This window comes from Chitinophaga sp. HK235 (genome assembly GCF_018255755.1).
Lineage (GTDB): Bacteria > Bacteroidota > Bacteroidia > Chitinophagales > Chitinophagaceae > Chitinophaga.
This window is the reverse complement of sequence record NZ_CP073766.1, coordinates 229,683-249,137: the sequence shown is the minus strand read 5'-3', so window position 1 is coordinate 249,137 and position 19,455 is coordinate 229,683. Positions and strand designations below refer to the sequence as shown.

16 protein-coding genes are annotated in these 19,455 nt (G+C 43.2%); 7 read left to right on the top strand and 9 right to left on the bottom strand.

The annotated features are described in order from the left end of the window. Positions 1 to 23 precede the first annotated feature (23 nt). Positions 24 to 1,148: a hypothetical protein gene (locus KD145_RS00765; RefSeq protein ID WP_212004027.1), complete on the top strand. Its 1,125-nt coding sequence runs from the start codon at positions 24 to 26 to the stop codon at positions 1,146 to 1,148. 71 nt (positions 1,149 to 1,219) lie between these two features. On the opposite strand, the gene KD145_RS00760 is transcribed toward KD145_RS00765, so the two are convergent. The 9 genes from KD145_RS00760 to KD145_RS00720 all read right to left on the bottom strand — a co-directional run bounded on the left by KD145_RS00760 (position 1,220) and on the right by KD145_RS00720 (position 13,019). Continuing rightward, a complete protein-coding gene (locus KD145_RS00760) occupies positions 1,220 to 1,756 on the bottom strand; it encodes a hypothetical protein (RefSeq protein WP_212004026.1) in 537 nt (178 codons plus the stop codon). A gap of 103 nt (positions 1,757 to 1,859) precedes the next feature. Beyond that, a complete protein-coding gene (locus tag KD145_RS00755; RefSeq protein WP_212004025.1) occupies positions 1,860 to 3,347 on the bottom strand; it encodes a RagB/SusD family nutrient uptake outer membrane protein in 1,488 nt (495 codons plus the stop codon). Positions 3,348 to 3,386: 39 nt separating this feature from the next. Beyond that, positions 3,387 to 6,842, bottom strand: coding sequence for a SusC/RagA family TonB-linked outer membrane protein (locus KD145_RS00750; protein WP_212004024.1), 3,456 nt, complete (start codon positions 6,840 to 6,842; stop codon positions 3,387 to 3,389). A gap of 278 nt (positions 6,843 to 7,120) precedes the next feature. Beyond that, positions 7,121 to 8,146 (bottom strand): FecR family protein, encoded by a 1,026-nt coding sequence (locus tag KD145_RS00745; protein WP_212004023.1) that lies wholly within the window; start codon positions 8,144 to 8,146, stop codon positions 7,121 to 7,123. Positions 8,147 to 8,152: 6 nt separating this feature from the next. Continuing rightward, the gene (locus tag KD145_RS00740) at positions 8,153 to 8,746 is read right to left on the bottom strand and encodes an RNA polymerase sigma factor (RefSeq protein WP_212004022.1); all 594 of its coding nucleotides are present in this window, start codon (positions 8,744 to 8,746) and stop codon (positions 8,153 to 8,155) included. Positions 8,747 to 8,791: 45 nt separating this feature from the next. Then, complete coding sequence (locus KD145_RS00735) at positions 8,792 to 10,393, bottom strand: DUF6029 family protein (RefSeq protein WP_212004021.1); 1,602 nt, start codon at positions 10,391 to 10,393, stop codon at positions 8,792 to 8,794. Further along, positions 10,390 to 10,914 (bottom strand): TlpA disulfide reductase family protein, encoded by a 525-nt coding sequence (locus KD145_RS00730; RefSeq protein WP_212004020.1) that lies wholly within the window; start codon positions 10,912 to 10,914, stop codon positions 10,390 to 10,392. The genes KD145_RS00735 and KD145_RS00730 overlap by 4 nt, the downstream gene beginning before the upstream one ends. A 106-nt stretch (positions 10,915 to 11,020) precedes the next feature. Continuing rightward, positions 11,021 to 11,956, bottom strand: coding sequence for an Omp28-related outer membrane protein (locus tag KD145_RS00725; protein ID WP_212004019.1), 936 nt, complete (start codon positions 11,954 to 11,956; stop codon positions 11,021 to 11,023). A 328-nt stretch (positions 11,957 to 12,284) separates the two neighbouring features. Next, positions 12,285 to 13,019 carry a hypothetical protein gene (locus KD145_RS00720; RefSeq protein ID WP_212004018.1) on the bottom strand — a complete coding sequence of 245 codons (735 nt, stop codon included), beginning with the start codon at positions 13,017 to 13,019 and terminating at the stop codon, positions 12,285 to 12,287. Between the two features lie 222 nt (positions 13,020 to 13,241). Between KD145_RS00720 and KD145_RS00715 the strand changes: the two genes are divergently transcribed. From KD145_RS00715 to KD145_RS00690, 6 genes are all read left to right on the top strand, one after another. Next, the gene (locus tag KD145_RS00715; RefSeq protein WP_212004017.1) at positions 13,242 to 14,003 is read left to right on the top strand and encodes an MBL fold metallo-hydrolase; all 762 of its coding nucleotides are present in this window, start codon (positions 13,242 to 13,244) and stop codon (positions 14,001 to 14,003) included. Between the two features lie 113 nt (positions 14,004 to 14,116). Then, positions 14,117 to 14,554 carry a nuclear transport factor 2 family protein gene (locus KD145_RS00710; protein WP_212004016.1) on the top strand — a complete coding sequence of 146 codons (438 nt, stop codon included), beginning with the start codon at positions 14,117 to 14,119 and terminating at the stop codon, positions 14,552 to 14,554. Positions 14,555 to 14,619: 65 nt separating this feature from the next. Continuing rightward, positions 14,620 to 15,465, top strand: coding sequence for an AraC family transcriptional regulator (locus KD145_RS00705; RefSeq protein ID WP_212004015.1), 846 nt, complete (start codon positions 14,620 to 14,622; stop codon positions 15,463 to 15,465). 36 nt (positions 15,466 to 15,501) lie between these two features. Continuing rightward, positions 15,502 to 17,220 (top strand): CocE/NonD family hydrolase, encoded by a 1,719-nt coding sequence (locus KD145_RS00700; protein ID WP_212004014.1) that lies wholly within the window; start codon positions 15,502 to 15,504, stop codon positions 17,218 to 17,220. Positions 17,221 to 17,529: 309 nt separating this feature from the next. Beyond that, the gene (locus tag KD145_RS00695) at positions 17,530 to 18,216 is read left to right on the top strand and encodes a bacteriocin fulvocin C-related protein (RefSeq protein WP_212004013.1); all 687 of its coding nucleotides are present in this window, start codon (positions 17,530 to 17,532) and stop codon (positions 18,214 to 18,216) included. Positions 18,217 to 18,308: 92 nt separating this feature from the next. After that, positions 18,309 to 19,454 carry a peroxiredoxin gene (locus tag KD145_RS00690; protein ID WP_212004012.1) on the top strand — a complete coding sequence of 382 codons (1,146 nt, stop codon included), beginning with the start codon at positions 18,309 to 18,311 and terminating at the stop codon, positions 19,452 to 19,454. Position 19,455 lies beyond the last annotated feature (1 nt).

Genomic DNA, 19,455 nt, shown 5'->3' with positions numbered 1-19,455 from the left:
CTGTTTGTATAAAAAAAATACCTATGCCAAAGAAACTTGCTTTTTTAATGCTCCCCGCTTTTACCCTTACCTTTCTGCAGACTGTAGCTCAAACACCAACATTACAGGAAGTAACAACGAAGGGAAATGTATCACAAAGGGACGGTGAAAACATCATCTTTAAAAACGTTACGCTAAATGGAGAAAACTACCTGAGATGGTATAATTCCAACGGCGCAGCGCAGGCCTATATTGGATATGGCTCCCCCGCCAATAGAAATTTCTATATTGATAATGCCAACCTGGGAGGAATTTACCTGCAGGGACGTACACTGATCAATAATGCGGCAGACGATGGCGTTTCTACTTTACAAATTAAAGGCCCCGTATCTTCCAATGGTAATTATCATACCGTGAATGCCGGTGGCTACTGGGCCTCCGGTTCCAATAATTATGCGATCGGATGGTACACTCCCAACAATGATTTTCGTATCAGAACAGCTACACTAGACAGGTTTACTATTGATAACAATGGACAAACCGGGATCGGTACCATCACCCCCGCCAGTCAGTTGCACCTCGCATCAGATAAGGACCATGCACTGACGATCAGCAGGGCTAACGGAACCTATGGGTTCAGGATCTTCAGAAATGCAGGCACCGGCAACATATCTTTTCAGATCGGCGCCACCGCTGCAACCTGGGAAACCAAGATGCAAATAGGAGAAGGTGAAGGCCCCAATACCAATCTTTTGCTTAATCCCACCGGTGGAAAGGTGGGAATAGGCACTACAAGACCTCAGGCCACGCTTGCAGTGAATGGTGATCTTTTCGCAAAGAAAATCAAAGTGACACAGGAAGGCTGGCCGGATTATGTGTTTGATCCCGCCTATACCCTTCCTTCATTAGGACAACTGGAAAACTTCATCAAAGAGCATCAGCATCTTCCTGAAATACCTTCTGCAAAAGAAGTAAGTGAACAAGGACTTGATCTGGGTCAAAACCAGGCCAACCTCTTACGGAAGATAGAAGAGTTAACCCTGTACATGATTGATCAGCATAAGAAAATGGAAGCACAGCAACAACTGATATTGAATCAGCAGGAATTATTACAGGAGCAAGGCAGGCAACTGAAAGCACTTGAAAGTAAACTCTCTGATGTAAAGTAACTACCGCAGCAAAATAAAAAAGGACCTACCGGTATAAATACCGATAGGTCCTTTTTCTATATAAAGCTGGCTTACTTTGGGAATGAAGCATCAATGCCGTTAATGAGCCAATTGTTATTGACTTTTACCAGCTTGTAAATCAACTTATACTTATGAATATTTTTAAAATTCAGCGTAACAGTGGCGGTATTACCGGATATCACCGGCTTCGATTTTTGCAGGGCATCCATTATATCTTTATTTTCCGGTGGGTCCTGGCTAAGTGTGTATTCGTCACAGTCCCTGTTGCTGGCATATCCATCCTTTTTAATATTCGTTTCCATCTCCTGGTAATACTTTTCTTTTTCTGATAAATAAGCAGGTGAAAACAGTCCTGTATTTTTGAGATTATTTAAATACTCCCTGATATAAGGTTTGTTCAGTTTCAGGACATCCATGCCATCTACTTCTTTGAAGCATTGATCTTCTTTATTTATCGGACTCTTAGGGTTATCCAATAAAGTAAACAGTTTTTTCACTGTTAAAACAGGATCATTTTGCTGGGCAGATAATGGGTGAAAAGCAAACAACATTAAAAAGATGGTGGCAAAAAAAACAGCTATTTTCATGTTTCCTACTATTGTTATATTTTTATTTACTTACAGGAGCTAAACGTTAGTCTCCGGCGCGAAAATAGCTAAAACATCCAACAGGAAAAATTAAGTTTCCGGCTCATGGATTTTGCTCCAGTAATGGATTATTCACCACCGCCACATCCGGTATCTGAAGTACGTAGTTATTGCTTTTCCCCGGCAGCTGGTAAGCAACCGGCTTCTTTTTTTCATCTGTATAATAGAAATGGGTAATGGCCGGCATACCCAGACGACGCAGATCAAACCAGCGTTGCTCCTCAAAACACAGCTCACGTCTGCGTTCTTCCAGGCATAACTGTAACAGCTGTTGGGGATTATTGTAATACCCGGCAACCGTTATGGGGATAAAAGATTTACTTGAAAACCGGTACTGGCGAAGATGATTAAGATCCGTAACCGCTTTTTGCAGCAGTGCAGCATCTCCCCGTTGCATATATTTTCTGACACATGCTTCTGCCCTGTTGAGATAAGCCTCCGGCAGGCGGAAAGATTTACCCAAACGTGCCTTGTAATTTACTTTTGAAAATTCGCCGGAGGTTTTCCAGGCATTTAAATAAACATCCGCACGGAAGTCCCCTGGCTCGTAAGATGCATTCAGCGCATCAGATGCACAGTAGCGGGGAGTAGTATTAAATTTACTCAACCCAAGAAAACTGTATTCATTTACACAACCATATAGAAAAAGTATTTCCTTATTGAATGGATTGATATAACATTCCTGGGATTTGTCTGCTGTATCCCTGAAAGACATGGAAGCCCAGAATCGCATATTTTCCAGTTGGAACCTTTCGGCCAGCAGTTTATCATTATACACCATCACATTATCCCAGTTTTCCATATACAGAAATATACGGCTGGCAAGCAGCCAGGCTGCATATTTATTCATGCTGAAAACATTCTGATGCTCATCCGTTTTTTCCAACAGCAAACACCCTTCTGTAATATCATTTACAACCTGATTGTATACCTCCTGCACCGTATTGCGGCGCAGGCAGGCGTCTGTTACCTTACCTGATAATATCAGCGGTACACCCAATGCTTTATCAGGCGGATGGAGCAAGTCATTAAACGGCCATCCATAAAGGTTCACCAGCATAAAATAATAATAAGCCCTTAGGGCCAGCGCTTCCCCTTCCAGCTGGTCTTTCTCCACCTGCCTCCCTTTCACCAGTTGTATATTATCAAGTACTACATTGCACCCTTTGATCCTTTGATAGTATTTGCCATAGGTATCCGGATCATTATCCCCGTTCAGCCGCATCTCGCGGTACATTTTTTTACTCCAGGTAAATGCAGGTCTTCCCTGGCGCCAGCAGGAGGAACCTTCATCAGGTCCCATACATTTGATGTCATCATCCAGCAGGCTCATATATGGATGAAACGACCGGTTGGCATCCGGATATCCTTCATACCGCAGTATCTTCCGGAGATCCGCAACTGTAGAAGGTTTGAACTCATCCGGTGATGGCTGGTCCAGAAATTTAGTGCAGCTGCCGAAAAAAAGCACCACTACAAACAGGATGCAGCTGGCATACCTGCCACTTGTTCTGATAGGTTGCTTTATCATTTTTTCCATGTTACAGAAATATAGCGGTATTCATCTGTCTTATAGCCGCAGGTTAATACTCAGCACATAACTCCGGTAACGGGGCAGTGCAGCCGTATTCTCTGTAGCGGACATACTTTGTATCTCCGGATCCTGTCCTTTCAGTCTTTTATCGCTTATCACGAAGGCATTATTAATGCTCACCGAAACATTGACATCGGTGACGCCTTTCAGCCATCTTATATTTTTGTTATCCAGCTGATACCCTATTGTAATGTAGTTACAACGCAGATGGTCTCCCTTCACGGATATCAGGTCACTATAATTGTACAGATCATAGCGGTATAAGGTATTACCTTCTTTACTCAGGGAGAGGTCTCCAAAATACTTACCGATGGAATATTCAACAGGATCATACCGGAAGGAGTAGATAGAAGGAATATTGGTAAACTTTTCATCCCCGCGTTGCTGCCATCGCTCAATCAATTCTTTACTTACATTTTTATCGGGGGCAGGTGGGCGGTAATAACCACCTGAACCGGCCTGCATCAGCGGATTCAGGCGCACAGTATACCCCAGCTGTACACTAAAACCGGTGGACAGGGAAAAGCGGCTCAATCGTACTGTTGAATGAAATCCGCCTGAAAAAACCGGTTCGCTGCTGCCACTGTACACCAGATAATCAGTAGGATTACCATGCAGTAAACGATCAGTATCTTTTTCCATATCAAGGTATCTGAATAATGGCTGTCCATCCCTGGGGGAAAGGCCCACATAAGGAAAAGACCACAGGCTGCCCAAAGGCTTTCCATTAACGACGGCCTTGCCTTTTACCAGTGATGCCAGCTTCGCATTAGCACGTGTATCCATCACCAGATTGTTGTTCTTCCCCACTATCACCTGCACTTCCCAACTTAGTTTCTTCCTGTTAACAGCGGTCCATTGCAAGGCCAGCTCCCAGCCCTTATTCAATATTTCTCCGCCATTTATAAACGAATCGGAAACCCCGTACTCTTCCGGTACGCGCTGCTTCATGATTACATCAGAGGTTACCTTGTAATAATAGTCGCCTGTTATCCGGAGGCGGTTGCTGAAGAGCGCCACATCTATACCGGTATTTATACTTCGTGTTTTTTCCCAGCGGAGATCGGTGTAGGGTAAATTCCGGATGCCCAGATAATGCTGACCGGTATATGGATCAAAAGACGGGCTCACATTGGTGGCCAGCAAATAAGGAGATATCGATTCTACCGTATTACCCTGATACCCGAAAGAAGCCCGTAGTGCCAGGTTATCGAGCCACTGTGTTTTTTCCAGCCATTTTTCCTGTTTCATATTCCAGCGGAGGCCTGCAGACCATATAGGGTTAAACCGATGAGGAGAGCCGGCGGCAAAACGATTGGAAGCATCCGTGCGTGTGTTTACACTGACAATATACTTTTGCAGATAAGCATAGGAAATGCTGCCGTAAAAAGACAAAAAATTAAATACAGAATTGACGGCAACAGGCCCGCTGTCGATATCGCAGCCTGGCTGGGCTGTACTTTGGGATTGTCCTTCGTATACATTCCTGCGTACCTCCATACCAGCCATAGCGCTGATAGTATGTTGCTGCCGTGCCTGGTAAAAATGCAGCGTGTTACGCCAGGTTAAACTTTTTTTAGCAATGACATCTGTATGGAGAATATTAATATCCGCCCCAAACCTATCCTCATAGTTTGCTTTACGTAAAAGAGCGGCCGCAAATGAGCGCTCATCCGCCCAACGCCGGTTGCTGGTGGCATCATGCCCAAAAGCATACACCGACTCCCAGCGGAACTTCTGCGCAAACCTGACATTCAGGTTAACAGCTATATTGATAGAATTGCAGGCATTTGTATTCCCGGAATGGGCCAGCTCATCCAGGAAATTAAAGCGCAGTAACGGCTTACTATATACGAAATCCGCCGGAGCATAGGCATCCCCCATACTGGCGTAATAATGTTCATCTGCCTTAATTACCCGGTTTGTATTCAAGGCATATTCAAATGGGTTGAGGCCATCAAAAAAACCTTTTGTGCGGTAGGAGGAACTGCTGAAATAAATACCTGCGTCAGCGAACTTCAGCAGTTTAATATCTGCTTTGAAGCGTGTACTGGTCCTGTCCATTTCATTCCCGATGGCATTGCCATTTTCGTTTGTGCGGCCCAGTGAGCCAAAATAGCTGATACGCTTATTCCCACCACTTATGTTTGCATAGGAATTAAAGGAAAGCGCATTTCTGAATAATACGTTGAACCAATTTGTATTATTCCGTTCCAGTTGCGCTACTTCCGTCTGGAAGGTCTCCGGACTAATTTCATTTTTTAGCAAGCGGAAAAGGACCCCTTCATAACCTACAGGCGGCAACACATCATCCGGGTAGATGATGCCTTTGTCAAAAATTTCTCTGGAGAGGGCTATTCTTTCCGTGGCATCCATCCGGTTCATGTTTTTATAACCGGGTTTATCCGTTACCGTTATATCGGTCCGGAGATTCAATTGCGGAGGACCTGTTTTCCCTTTTTTGGTAGTAACCACCATCACACCGTTGGCGGCCCTGGAACCATAAATAGCCGTGGCCGATGCATCTTTCAGCACAACGATCTCCGCTATATCATCCGGATTGAGCCCCGTGATACAATTACCCAATATGCTGAGGCCGGCCTCTATTGCAGCCCTGTCTGTGACTTTCATGAGCTCCGTCTGATTCTCCGTTTTATAGGGATAGGGCGATTCGCTTACAATACCATCTATTACCCATAAAGGTTCCTGGTTACCCAACACGGTAGAAGTACCGCGGATACGTATTTTAGGGGCTGCCCCTACCCCACCCGACGGCATTGTTACACTTGCTCCGGGAATACTTCCCTGCAGAAGCTGATCTATCCTGCTAATGCCGGGTATACGCAGGTCTTCGTTTTTTGTTTTAAAAACAGCGCCTGTCATCTCCCATCCTTTTACCCGCTGGTAACCGGTGACAATGACTTCATTCATCGCCTGTGCATATGGCTTCAGTTGTACCGACAGCACAGTGTCTCCTTTTATCTGTACTTTCCTGTACTCAAAGCCCAGGCAGGAAAACAACAATGTTATACCAGACAGTGTTTCAAGCTTATATCTTCCGGATTCATCCGTCAGGCTGCCTTTGCCGGTGCTGGCATCGACTACACTGACACAGCTCACCGGCTGCCCCTGTTCGTCAGTTACAGTACCGGATACCCGTACAGGTATAACCCCAACGCCTGTACTACGTTTATTGTCAACCACCGGTCTGATGATAATAATATTCTTATCTACCAGGTATTCCCAGTTGTATTTCGGCAATACCTTATCCAGTACCGTTGTTAACGGTACCTGCTTCAAATGGAGACTGACAGGGCCAGGCAACTTATCCTGACCACTGCTATAAAAAAACTGAAAGGCCACCTGCTTTCTAAGCATTTGTATCAGCTCATCAAAGGAGGTATTTTCTACGTCTACGGTCACTAAAGGCATGTCCCTTATCGGGGCATCCTGCGAGCATGCAGCATGAACCTGGCACAAACACAGGTACAAAACAAACCCTATCCGCAGCAATAACCTGCCCGGTAATTGGACATGCAGTTTTTTTCTACCAGTGGCATAGATTACTGCGGTACCAAATTTGTCCTTATATAGAGGGTCAACGGCCAAAATTTTCCTCCCTTTATTTAACATTAAAGGCTGGTTGTTACCTGTAAATGTTATACGAGTAAACGCAGGAAATCTAATATTTATGCTGGCGGGTAATTACCTTATGGTCTTTTTTGCAGTATGAGTGTATTCCCCTCTTTTGTGACCCGGATATTCAGGGCCTTTGACAATAAAGTATCCATCATAGCGATATTGGGAGCATTTATCTCAGCAGTGATACGATAGGAAGCCAGTTCCTGATCTTTAAAAACGACTTTACATCCGAAATAGTCTTCTATGGTTTGCGCTGCTTCTTTCAAAGTTGTATTGGCAAAAATAAAACGTTGCTGTCTCCAGGAAGTATACGGCAGGGTGTCCACGGACTGCAGCAGTAGTTTCTTTTGCGTTTCTCCATACTCCAGCATCTGACCCGGCTGCAGTTTCCTGGTGGCTTCGCGGTTATCCTTAAACTGAACGGTGACGCTGCCATGGTTCAGTACCACGCGGGTTAGCTGGTGGCGGGCATACACATTGAAAGCAGTGCCGGTCACCCAAACATCCAGGCCAGCGCAATGTACTATGAAGGGACGTGATGTACCTTTCTCATCTGTAACATGTGCTACCGAGAAAAAAGCTTCTCCTTCTATCCACAGCTCTCTTTTACTTTGGGTACCGAAGTTGCCGGCATACTTTAGCTGTGAATTGGCATTGAGCATTACTTCCGAATGATCGGGCAGTAATACGCGGGTTATTTCGCCACTGCCGGTATTCTTATATATGAACGGGGTTTTTCGCCATTGCCAGAAACCCAGGGCTATCAATAATAATATACTGGCTGCAGCCAGCATTTTTTTGTAGTACTGGTTGATACCACGGATGTTATCTTTCCGGGTATGTGTATCTATATTTTCCCAGATGCGCCTTGTACGGCTTTCATCAGGGATATGGGTTTTAAACCGCATGCGGTCAAGCAGCTCAAATGCGTCCTGTATGGCTTCCTTTTTTTCGGGATGCAGTTCCAGCAGCCGTTGCCAGAACATGGCTGTTTCCGGATGATTATACTTCACCCATTCCTGGAAGTATTCATCAGCAAGGAAATCGTCTGCCTCATACGCTAAATAACCCTCCACCGTTTGATGTTGCTTCATACACGTTTAATTCAGGAAAAACAAGCGAAAGAAAAGATAAGTGATCACGGTGATAAGTGTTTCGCGGAGACAACTTAACGCCCTGAAAACATTTTTATAACAAGCCTTGACGGTGGTACCCATAATCTGTGCGATCTCTTCATAAGATGCATTTTCATAGAACCGCAGATAAATGGCCTCTTTCTGACGGACAGGAAGCTTTTGCAGGGCAGTTTCCAAACGTTTATCCCTGGCTAGTTGCTGCTCTGCATTGATATGATTTGTTTCTGCAGAATATTCTATATCCAGGAAGATATATTGTGATTCATATCTTGACGTTTTTTCTGCCCTGGAAAGCTTTCTGAAAAGCAGGTTACGGAATGCCTTGAATAAATAATTCCTGACAGAAGCTGGCAGTGATAGTCTTTTTCTGGTAGCCCACAAGCGGATAAAGAGATCCTGTATAGTATCTTCAATAACATCTTCATCCTGTGTAAACTTTAAACCATAGTTATAGAGGCTACCCATGAATGTATTGAAGAAATATGCCAATGCATCCTTATCGCCCGTCTGTAAAGCAAGCCAACGCTCCTGATCTTCGCTGAGCTCATTGTTCTCCATTCATTTAAAATAACTATTTTCTAATATATAATCAAAATAATTTATTTAGAAATTGTAGGAAAAAGACAGACTTGCACCGCTGTATGCCGGCACCATCCTGCAAATACCGCCCACACACAATAACCCTGCACGTTGTCTGCCATAACTCAGCGACACACGCGCTGCTTTATAATTATAGGCACCACCTACACTGAAATAATGGATCTTCTTTGATTGGTAGTTCGACATATCACTTACAAAGAATGACCAGCCCGGAACATAGCTGTATTCCAGCAACGCAGCAGCCCAGTTTTTTTCATCATCCGTTGTCCACAGATGTTGTAACTCCACGCGCAACGCATTTTTCCTGTCTAAGTTCAGCAACACATCCGTAATGGCAATATTGGCATTTACCATTCCGTATCCGGGCCCCTGTATGTAACCCTGGTTGTAATTCAGGTTGATGTAGGAAAAAATTGTTTTCATCAGCGGTGACCATCTTCTTTCCATACTGAAATTCAGATCACGGTATAATTCTGTAGGCCCGAACCGCCAGAACGCAGATTCAAACCCTTCTTTGGATTTTAACCGGACGGTATCCAGATTACGATACAGAGAAGCCGTCAGCGAAAGTTTGGTACCATAATGACCTCCCAATGCACTTCCTCTTTTCAGGTGATAATATATATCCGCCTTTCCACCTATCTCTCCCATTGACTGCGCTCCATAGGGATACAGATTGGGTAGAGCATAGGTATATAGTTTTGTTAATGCAGGCAGATAATTCACCAAAGCAATGTTATCCTTCTGTGTCCTGTCTGTCCTGAAATCCATACTTTCCACCCTGCGAAAAGCAATATCCATACTCAGATCCTTATTGGTCGTGATGGTCTGGTTAATATACAATACAGACCCTTTTCTAAAGATATTCTTATTAAGATCTGTCGGATCAGCGCTTTTACTTACATACTCTACATTCAGATCGTAATGTGGATGTGAAAGTCCAAGCCTGGCCGAATACGCATTTACTTCCGGAGGAAAAGTTTCATCGGGGCCGGTATATTTCTGATAACGGTTCACCACACTACCACCTATTGTCAGGCCCCAGCTATGTTTTACTTTCAACAGGTCCAGTGGGTCCAGCTCCAGATCTGCCCCCCTGAAGATGCCTTCCCCGTTTTCCATCAGTACCCGCTGTGAGCCATAGGATACTTTGAGGCGGATACTTTTCAGTGGCGTGAAACGTACATTGACGCCATCCATAATATTATCAATGCCCAGCTGCCGCTCTTCATAAGAACGGAAGATCAGTCCATTACCATATTGCTCATAAAAATTACCGGCGGTAATATCTATTTTATCTGTTCTGTATCCGGCAAACCGATGTGTAAGTTTGGACCCTTTCAGTCCCTCCGGATATCCCATTAACGCCGGCAGATAAGATTCCAGCTGGATACCGGCATAAAAATTTTTAAGTGTGTAGTTAAGGGTAAAATAACTGTTGGTTGCAATTTTATCACGGGGAGCCTGTGCCTGGGTTGCTTTATCATCCACATAATACTGATTGTTTGATTCCAGTCCCCCGCTGAGTTTCCCGGGTATTTCCTGTGCTGATAAAACTTTACTGATTCCTGTTATCGTGATGACAATTAATATCAGTTTCTTCATAATCCTGCTATTTTTTTCACGGCCTCCAATAAATGATACTCATCTCCCGGATTATAGCCGGCATGTCTTTCCACCACAGTCCCGTCACCATTGAGTATAACAGTATAGGGCACATTGGCGACACCCAGCGACCGGTACAGATCTTTGTTATAATCATTATATACTTCGTACTGCCATCCCCGTGAGGAGACCAGTGATTTTATGCCGGCGCTGGTCCTGGCATCATCAATGGAAATAGCGATCAGTTTTACACCGGACGTTTTTTTCCAGTTATCATAATCGTCCGCGATTGTTTCCAGTTCGGATATACAGGGTTTGCACCAGGTGGCCCAGAAGCTGATGATCATTGGTTTGCCGTCATTAGAGAAGGAACTGACCTGTACCAGCTTTCCTTCCAGATCTTTTACATACACATTGGGCAGTTTCTGCTGACTTTTACTATCCTGTGCCACAGCGGCTGACAACCAAAAGAGTGACAGCACTACCTTCATGATATAAATCGATGCCGTTTTTTTTCCCATGTTATTTGTTTTAATCCAAATACTCCGGCAACCATGATATCTTCTCTGATGATGGTTACCGGAGCATATCCGGATATGAGGTGAGAATACAGATACTAGTATGTTGTTAATCAAATTTCTGGGACTGTCCGGCAACTACTACCTGCGTATTGTAGGTTTCAACCAGCTTGCCTTCATCATCCTGTCCATATACCACTGCGATGAGCTGGCAATTGGCGGCTTTGTATTTGCTGATATCAACGCTGTAATCCTTTGAATAGATAGCGCCTTTAGCCTTATAAGCAGCGGGTATTTCATCGCCTTTGGCGTCTGTCAGGACTTTCCTTATCACATGGTTATACGTGTATCCGGTGATGTAATGCGACAGTTTTGTCAGCGGGCCAAGGTCCGGATCATTTTTATAATCATTGATCACCTGAGGATCGGAATAATAATTGGTCTGGCGCGGGCCTGTCAGTTCACTTTCCAGGATGTACACCATGATCTTTGCCTTCGTAATGTTCAGGGCCTGACCCATACCTACTTTCACGGTTATATCAAGTGTATTTCCCTTGACAGCGCTGTTGATAGCTACGCCCAGTACTGCTTTCTTCTTCATGAAGGTGTTAACCAGAGAATCTGCCTGACCGAAATTGATATTGTTGCTGTTATCATACCAGTCAAGATCAGTGACCCTTTCCAGTTTGCTGGTAGGATAACCTTGTACGCCCAGCTTTTCTTCAATCGTTGATCTTATATCCTTTCCTATATCAAAGGTGTCAGAACCATGAAAGGCGGTTACAATCAGATTGGGATATTTTTTATGCAGCTTCTCCAGCAGTATGGGCATACGCGGACACCAGCCACACCAGGTGCCTGTAAATTCTTCCACTAAAACTTTCTTGGTATATGTTTCAGGGGCGCCGGTTTCAATGCCGGGTTTAGTGGTATCTCCGCCTCCGCCAGGACCGTTGGCATTATCCTTTTTGGAGCACGAAGTGATGAACATGATGCCTAATATCAGAGAAATAGCTGACAGGCATTGGATGGATTTTGATTGCATAGCGTACTTTTTTGGTTTAAATACCTGAGTTTTAATTGGATTCGTTTTTAATTTTTACTAGCGGTCTATCGGGCAAACAACTCCTCCTGCATGCCAATACGGCTGCAGTAGGGTAATCTTCTGGGTCGTCATTAATAAGTATATACAGCTGTTAGCTGTTTTTACCCACCGGAATAAAATTTTTTTTGAAGAATTTTTTGGGGAGAGACGCGCGCGAATGTAATATCCTTGTTGGGAAAGGGTTTCAGCCTAAAAATAAAACTGGCCAAACAGTGTTAAAACCGTTTGGCCAGTAACCTTTACTACCAATCATTTTTATCTGCCTACATTATTTAGGTAAAGTGATTGCCGTTAATTTGGTGGTATCATTTATAGTGGCTTCCTGTATCAGCCCAATGCCCGGCGCGTAGTAGGAAACCAAGGTGGATATACCTTGATAAGTATTACTTCTTGATCTGCTCTCTACTTCTACCCGGAGCACGTTCTGAAATACTTTGTTACCTACTCTGACCGTTTCCTTTCTGCCGGTAATTTTTCTGGAGATTGTAGTCGTAACACCATTTTCCACTTTCTCTTCGGTCCAGTTGTCCACTTTATCATCTATCCATTTCCATATCCGTGAAGCGGTTTTGGGCACGCTGGTAGCATTTTCAAACTGAAGGTAAGTACCCAGTTTAAACTGATAGTAAAGCAGAGAGTCCTTGCCGCTGGAATTATCCTGGAGGATAACATATCTGGCAGTATCGGTTATGATATCACGAACACGTTGCACCGTAAAATCCGTCGTTTTATTAGGGTACCAGATCTCCATTACCTGATAGGATAATTTCATACCTGCTATATACGGGAAATAACTGCCGTCTCCTTTGATATTGAGCGCGATAGTATCTCCGGCGATACTACCAAAGGGGGTATTACCATTTCCATTTCCGTTTCCAGGACCAGTGCCAGTGCGGGTGGTATCTCCAGGAACAGTGGGTGCCGGATCGGAGTTACCAGATTTGGAACAAGCTACAATACCGAGGGCAATGAGGCCAACAACGGGGATTACCTTCTTGAACATAGAACACTTAGTTTGTGCGTATTAGTTATTACATTTAAATATTAAATGTAGTACTAATCTAATAAGGGGGGATATAATTTTTGGAACAAGAAAAGAAAGAGGCCCATGCAGTCTTCACTTTTACGGTTGAATTCCGTATACCCGGTTCCGTTAGGAAGAACAATGCCGGCTTTCTTGGAAATGTCGTAACAGGTGGTCAACTTTGCATGAAAATTAAGACCAATGACCTTACAATTGCTTCGTAATGCCACACAATGGCTGACAATTAATAATAAACATATCCTCATTGACCCTATGCTTTCGCCCCAGGGGGCGTATCCTGCCGTTGTGGGAACCGGTAATGAAATACGAAATCCTACAGTAGATCTTCCGATAGACAAAGAAGCGCTGGATACGTTATTGTCGCAGGTCGATGCGGTGTTGCTGACCCACCTCCACCGGGATCACTGGGACCTGGTGGCACAAGAACGGCTTCCCAAAAACACACTTATCTTGTGTCAGCCTGCTGACGCTGACAAATTAAAGGAAACCGGCTTTACAAATATAATCGTGATAGAAGAGTCCCTGAATTGGGAAGGCATTTCAATATACCGTACCGGCGGACAACATGGCACAGGTGATATCGGTATCCGAATGGGTATTGTATCCGGTTATGTACTGGAGCATGCAGGACATCGTCTTTATATAGCCGGTGATACAATATGGTGTGATGAGGTGAGACTGGCACTGGACCGCTACCAGCCACAAACGATTGTGGTCAACGGAGGAGCTGCACGATTTGAGACAGGAGATCCTATTGTCATGGATATAAAGAACATTCTGGAAGTATGCAGGTATGCGCCGGATGCAAGGATATACGTTGTACACCTGGAAGCCGTCAATCATAGCAGGGAAGACAGAAATGAGGTGAGAGCCGCCCTCCGTCATGCAGGTGTGGATGGGCAATGTTTCGTACCTGATAATGGAGAGGTTTTTCTCCGATGAATAGTAATTGGGGGGAGGAAGAAGGAAATGACGATTTTTTACCACTAACATGACGCAGTCAGATGCTAGATTTGTTTTGGAAATTTTATTCACTTTTCTAAAAACCAATACTTGTGAAAGCACTTCTTTTATGCATAGCACTTTCTGCCCATATAACTTCTTTCGCGCAAAGTAAAGTTGAAAAAGAAATTCGTAATTTAGAGCAACTCGAATTAGCCACCATACATAAAGGTGATACCATCGGCTTACTGAAAATCTGGTCGAAAGATTTTGTGGTCAATAATCCATACGGGCAAATTGTAACAGTCCCACAAATTTTTCAACTCATCCGGGAAGGAAAAATTGATTATGCCACTGTAGAACGAATCGTCGATAAAGTTTCGTTCATTGAAGACGTCGCTGTTTCAATGGGAAAAGAAATTATAACGCCTCAGAACGAAACGGCATATGCAGGAAAAAAGGTAACAAGACAGTATACGAACATCTGGCTTAAAACAAAAGAAGGCTGGCGTATGATTGCGAGGCAGGCAACCATTGTTTCAATGCAATAGTGTTCGTCAGTCTTAATTTTCTTTTAAAGGGTATTAAAGGATGACTTAATCCCCACCTTGTTGTTATGCTTTGCAAACGCTTTAAACCTGACACAAAACTGCTGGATTACATCAAAGAGTACATGATCATTGATCTGGCCTTCGATGAAAGAACATTCGTCCCTCCCCCCAAAGCCTATCCTGTAAATCCTGAAGAGGGAATTCGGTTCATTCTCAAAGGACAACTTTTTTCGCAGGATATCGAATCGGATACTATTGAAGAAAGAGCCGCTGTTACTATTTTCGGGCAACCGAATAGACGGCAAAACCTGATTATCACCAACCATTTCAGCATCTTTCACGTGCGGTTTCAGCCTGGAGGGTTGTTTAAACTTTTAAAAGTTCCTATGACAGAGCTGTTGCATAAAAATTATGAAGCACGGCTTATCATGGGGAAAGAGATAGACGAAATACAGGAGCAACTCCTATATAGTTCAGGTTACGGGGAAATGATTGCCGTGATTGAAACGTATTTCCGGAAAAAGGTCGGACAAATAAAACAATCGGGTATGCCCATCGATAAAATCGGGCGGCATATTCTGGAAAGTCCGCAAAATTTCAATTTGGATAAAACGGCACGCCAGGCCTGTTTAAGCCACCGTCAGTTTGAAAAACGATTTGAGCAACTTGTTGGAGTAACACCCAAGTACTATGCCCGTATTTGCCGCTTTTATCAGGCCTATGTAATGAAAGAGTTTAATCCGGCGCTCGATTGGCTCAGTATTGCCGTTCGTAATGGATATAGCGATTACCAACATCTCGTTAAAGATTTTAAGCATTTTGCCGGCACCACTCCGAATGTATTGATACAGGAAAGTTCAAATAGCCCTGACCGTATATTGAACGTTTTCAATGATTTCAGAGGAGTTTGAAAAATCAAAGTATTCTACGACATAAAATCCCCCAAAATGAGACACTTAATTCCAGTCTTGCTGATAGCCATCCTGAGTTATCAGGCAACCTTTGCACAAACTAAAGATTACCATGAAAAATATATCGTTCAGGACAGCATTTCATTAACCCTGCCCAGCGGCGGCAATGTTTGTGCGATGGTGGTAAGAAAAGATACCAACATACAGCAGCCATGTCTGCTGTTATATAATATTTATGCCGATACCGGCGTCTGGAAATACGAATCAGCCAAAATCCCTGTCCGCAGAGGCTATGTAGCTGTTGAAGTTACCACACGTGGTAAACACTGCAGCACCGATGCCCTGGCACCCTTTGAGCATGAAGCCGAAGACGGGTATTATATTATTGACTGGATTAGCAAACAACCCTGGTGCAACGGGAAAGTGGGTATGCTTTCCGGAAGTTATCTGGGCTTTACACAATGGGCCACTACCAAACATTTGCACCCTGCACTAAAAACCATTATACCGGAAGTTGCTGCCGCCGCAGGTATTGATTTTCCCATGCAAAATGGCGTTCTTCCGGGTTATACGTTGCGTTGGCTGCATTTGGTCAGCGATAATAAACTTACTAATTATGTAGGTTTTGCAGATACTGCCAAATGGAATAATGTCTTTATAAAATGGTACAAAAGTGGCACAAGATTCTCTTCACTCGACAGTGTAGAAGGCGCAAAGCATAACCTGTTTCAACGTTGGTTGCAGCACCCGGACTATGATGAGTATTGGAAAAAAATGACACCGCAAGGAAAGGAATTTGCAAATATCAATATTCCCGTCCTGAGCCTTACCGGTTACTGGGATGACGAACAACTAGGCGCCATGTACTACTATAAACAACATTTGCTGCATAATAAAAATGCCAACCATTATTTAGTAATAGGCCCTTATGACCATGGGAGTGCTCTGGGTGGCGATAAAGATACATTGGCCGGTTTACCTATTGACAGCGCTGCGATTTTGGGCAGAAGTCTTATTTATGAATGGTTTGACTATATTTTGAAAGACAGTAGCAAGCCAGCCTTACTCAGTAATAAAGTGAACTTTGAAATTTTAGGGAAGAATGAATGGAAGCATGTCGCATCGTTAAATGAAATGTACAATGATTCTCTGGAATTATTTCTAAGCAATGGAAATTTGCAAAAAGCAAAACCGGCAGCCACACAATTTGTACAACAAACGGTCGATTTCAAAGACAGAAAATTTATTAAACAAACCGGTGATGCTATCATGAATTTACCCACATTGGTTTTTGATAGCCTTTCCCTGCTTCCCGAACAACTAAAATTTACAAGCGATCCTGTTGAAACACCTTTTGCCATCAGCGGAAGTTATGAAGCCAATCTAAAATTCAGCATCAATAAAAAAGATATAGATATTGGAATAGAACTATATGAGCAATTGCCCAATGGGAAATATGTGGCACTTAGTGTAATGGTACAAAGAGCCAGCTACACAAAAAACAGGAGCCAAAGGCAATTGCTGCTACCCAATAAAACAGAAAATCTGAAAATAGACAACACATTTATTACGTGCAAACAACTTAGCAAAGGCAGCCGGATTGTTGCCGTAATTGGGGTCAACAAAAATCCCTACTGGCAAATCAACTACGGCACCGGAAAAAATGTGAGCGAGGAAGATATGAGCGACGCTAAAGATCCTTTGAAAATAAAATGGTACAATGACAGCTATTTAAAATTCCGGATTTTAAAATAACCCCAACAGCTACATCGTCGCCGCTTTCTTCGCCTATAGCGGCGGCAAGCTGTAATTTGTTCATATGCCCTTAAAATTGCAACGGAGGACCCACCACTTTCATCTCGTGATCTGCAAAAATTTTTAGCGTTCAGCGTCAAGGAAGGGAAGGGAGGTATCGTAGTGAAAATTCATGTAAAGTGCTACCGTACTGGATAAATCCATAATTAATATTTTTTTATCTTATCCTGCTTTTATTAAAAATATTTTTTCAGAATTAACAGGTTATATTGTAAATAATTTTTTGTTTAACCTTTAATCTCTTAAAAAATGAAGATCTTACCCCTTCAGCTTCTCTACATGCTGATCACCGTCCTATTGTTCACCAGTTGCTCCAAACAGGAAAATTATAGCTGTGACGAGAAAATCAATAGCTGGGTCAAGGAAAACAAAACAGCCATTGCCAACTTTACAAGGAGCCAGATTCTGGAAAAGGACCACGAGTATCAAAAAGGAATTTATGCAGCTGCATCGGCTTCAAAAAAATATGATTTATGGCTGGTAAAACTAAATGAAGTACAACGGCTGCCATGGAGTGAACAGGAGCTTCACCATATAAACCTATTGAAAAGCTATCTGTCACCAGCTTTATTCGAAAGTGCAGCTAAAGTGAAAGAAATGGCTCCGCTTCTTAAACAATGGAAAGAGACTGCTCTCACAACACTTAAATGGGATATGCGTACGGTAGCATCGATCGCATCTGATCTCCGGACTCCGATAAGTAAGAATGGTGATTTTGAACCAATCAATACATCCAGGCTTGCAACCTCCAATAATGCTGTTATCGCAGATTCAGAATCCGGTGGCGGGTGCAAATGCAATAAGACTGACGATTATTGTAATGGCCCGATCGCAGGTCCGAATGGTCCTCTACGCTGTAGTTCATCTAACTGCAATACTTCCGGTAGCGGTTGTGGCACCTTGTGGCTAAGCTCTTGCAATGGTATGTGCTTCTAATAAATAGGAGCAGCAAAGTTCGGGTTTTTGCTTTGATAGCTGAACCCGAACTTATGTTTATGTTCGTTTAACCTTTTATCGTCAGTCTGTATATGACTTCTTCAGTTCTCCCAAGGTTGATTCTCAGCTCTCTGATTCTCTTTTGTTTGTCTTGTTGGTCGTTCAATAAAAAAACAACTGTACGTGTAATTAAAGTATTTGATGGAACCGAACTTATTACTGATACTAATTACACTGCAGGAAGGTACAGCCAACATCTTTTTTTAGCTGGGGAGCTCTATAGTATAGAGCTGGAAAATGATACGGTTCCTTTCTTCTGTGAAAAAAGAAAGATAGCCGGTTCCATAACGCTGGCAGTTGATAGCATCCGGAATATAAATAACACACCCAATAAAAAGCTTCGTGAACTTATTGAATTAACAAAACTGATTCAGGAAAGCATCTCTATAACCACGGCCGGGTTTACAGATCTGAATGAAAGACTGACAGCAAAAAAAATCAGCTTCAAAGCTTATGCTGACCGAAAAGCCTTTTTAGACGCCACAAGCCAGAGATATATCGACAGTTTAAAGGAGCAGTTGTGGACTAAAATGCAGGATAGCTCTATCGCAAATACTATAATCCCAGCATATATCATCTCTTGTAAAATCGGGGATAGACGGATTTTTAGCTTGAAAGAAGACCTTTCACGTTATATATCTGTCGCTGAAACCTACCAGCGGCTAAGTAGCGTATCACAGGAACAGGATAATTTCATAATTTACGTTCGCGCATATCGGGAGTTTCTGGCAGAAGAAATGAAAAAAGATAGTTTGCTTAGTCCTGGAAGATCTGTAGGGGAGTTAAATTTGCCTGATATCAACGGACGATACATTTCACTTCAGCATACCTGTCGTCAGAAACCCTTGACCATGTTATTATTCGTACGCAATACCTGCGAGTATTGCAATGAGGAACGACAATATATTCACAGGAATTATTCAGATCACAAAGCGCTCTCTATCTACGAGGTAACGATAGATGAACCTGGCAGCCACAGCGATTGGGTGCGGGTAATCAAGGCAGGTAAGCTGTATCCCTGGGTTCAGGTCTTAGACACCTCTGCACATACAAAGGCCATAATATCCCGGTTTAATGTTACCTCAACCCCTATATCTTTTTTGCTCAACAGCAAAGGGCAAATAGTTAGTCGCAACCCCACCCGAAACGATATTGACAGTATTCTTAGTAAGAATTAAA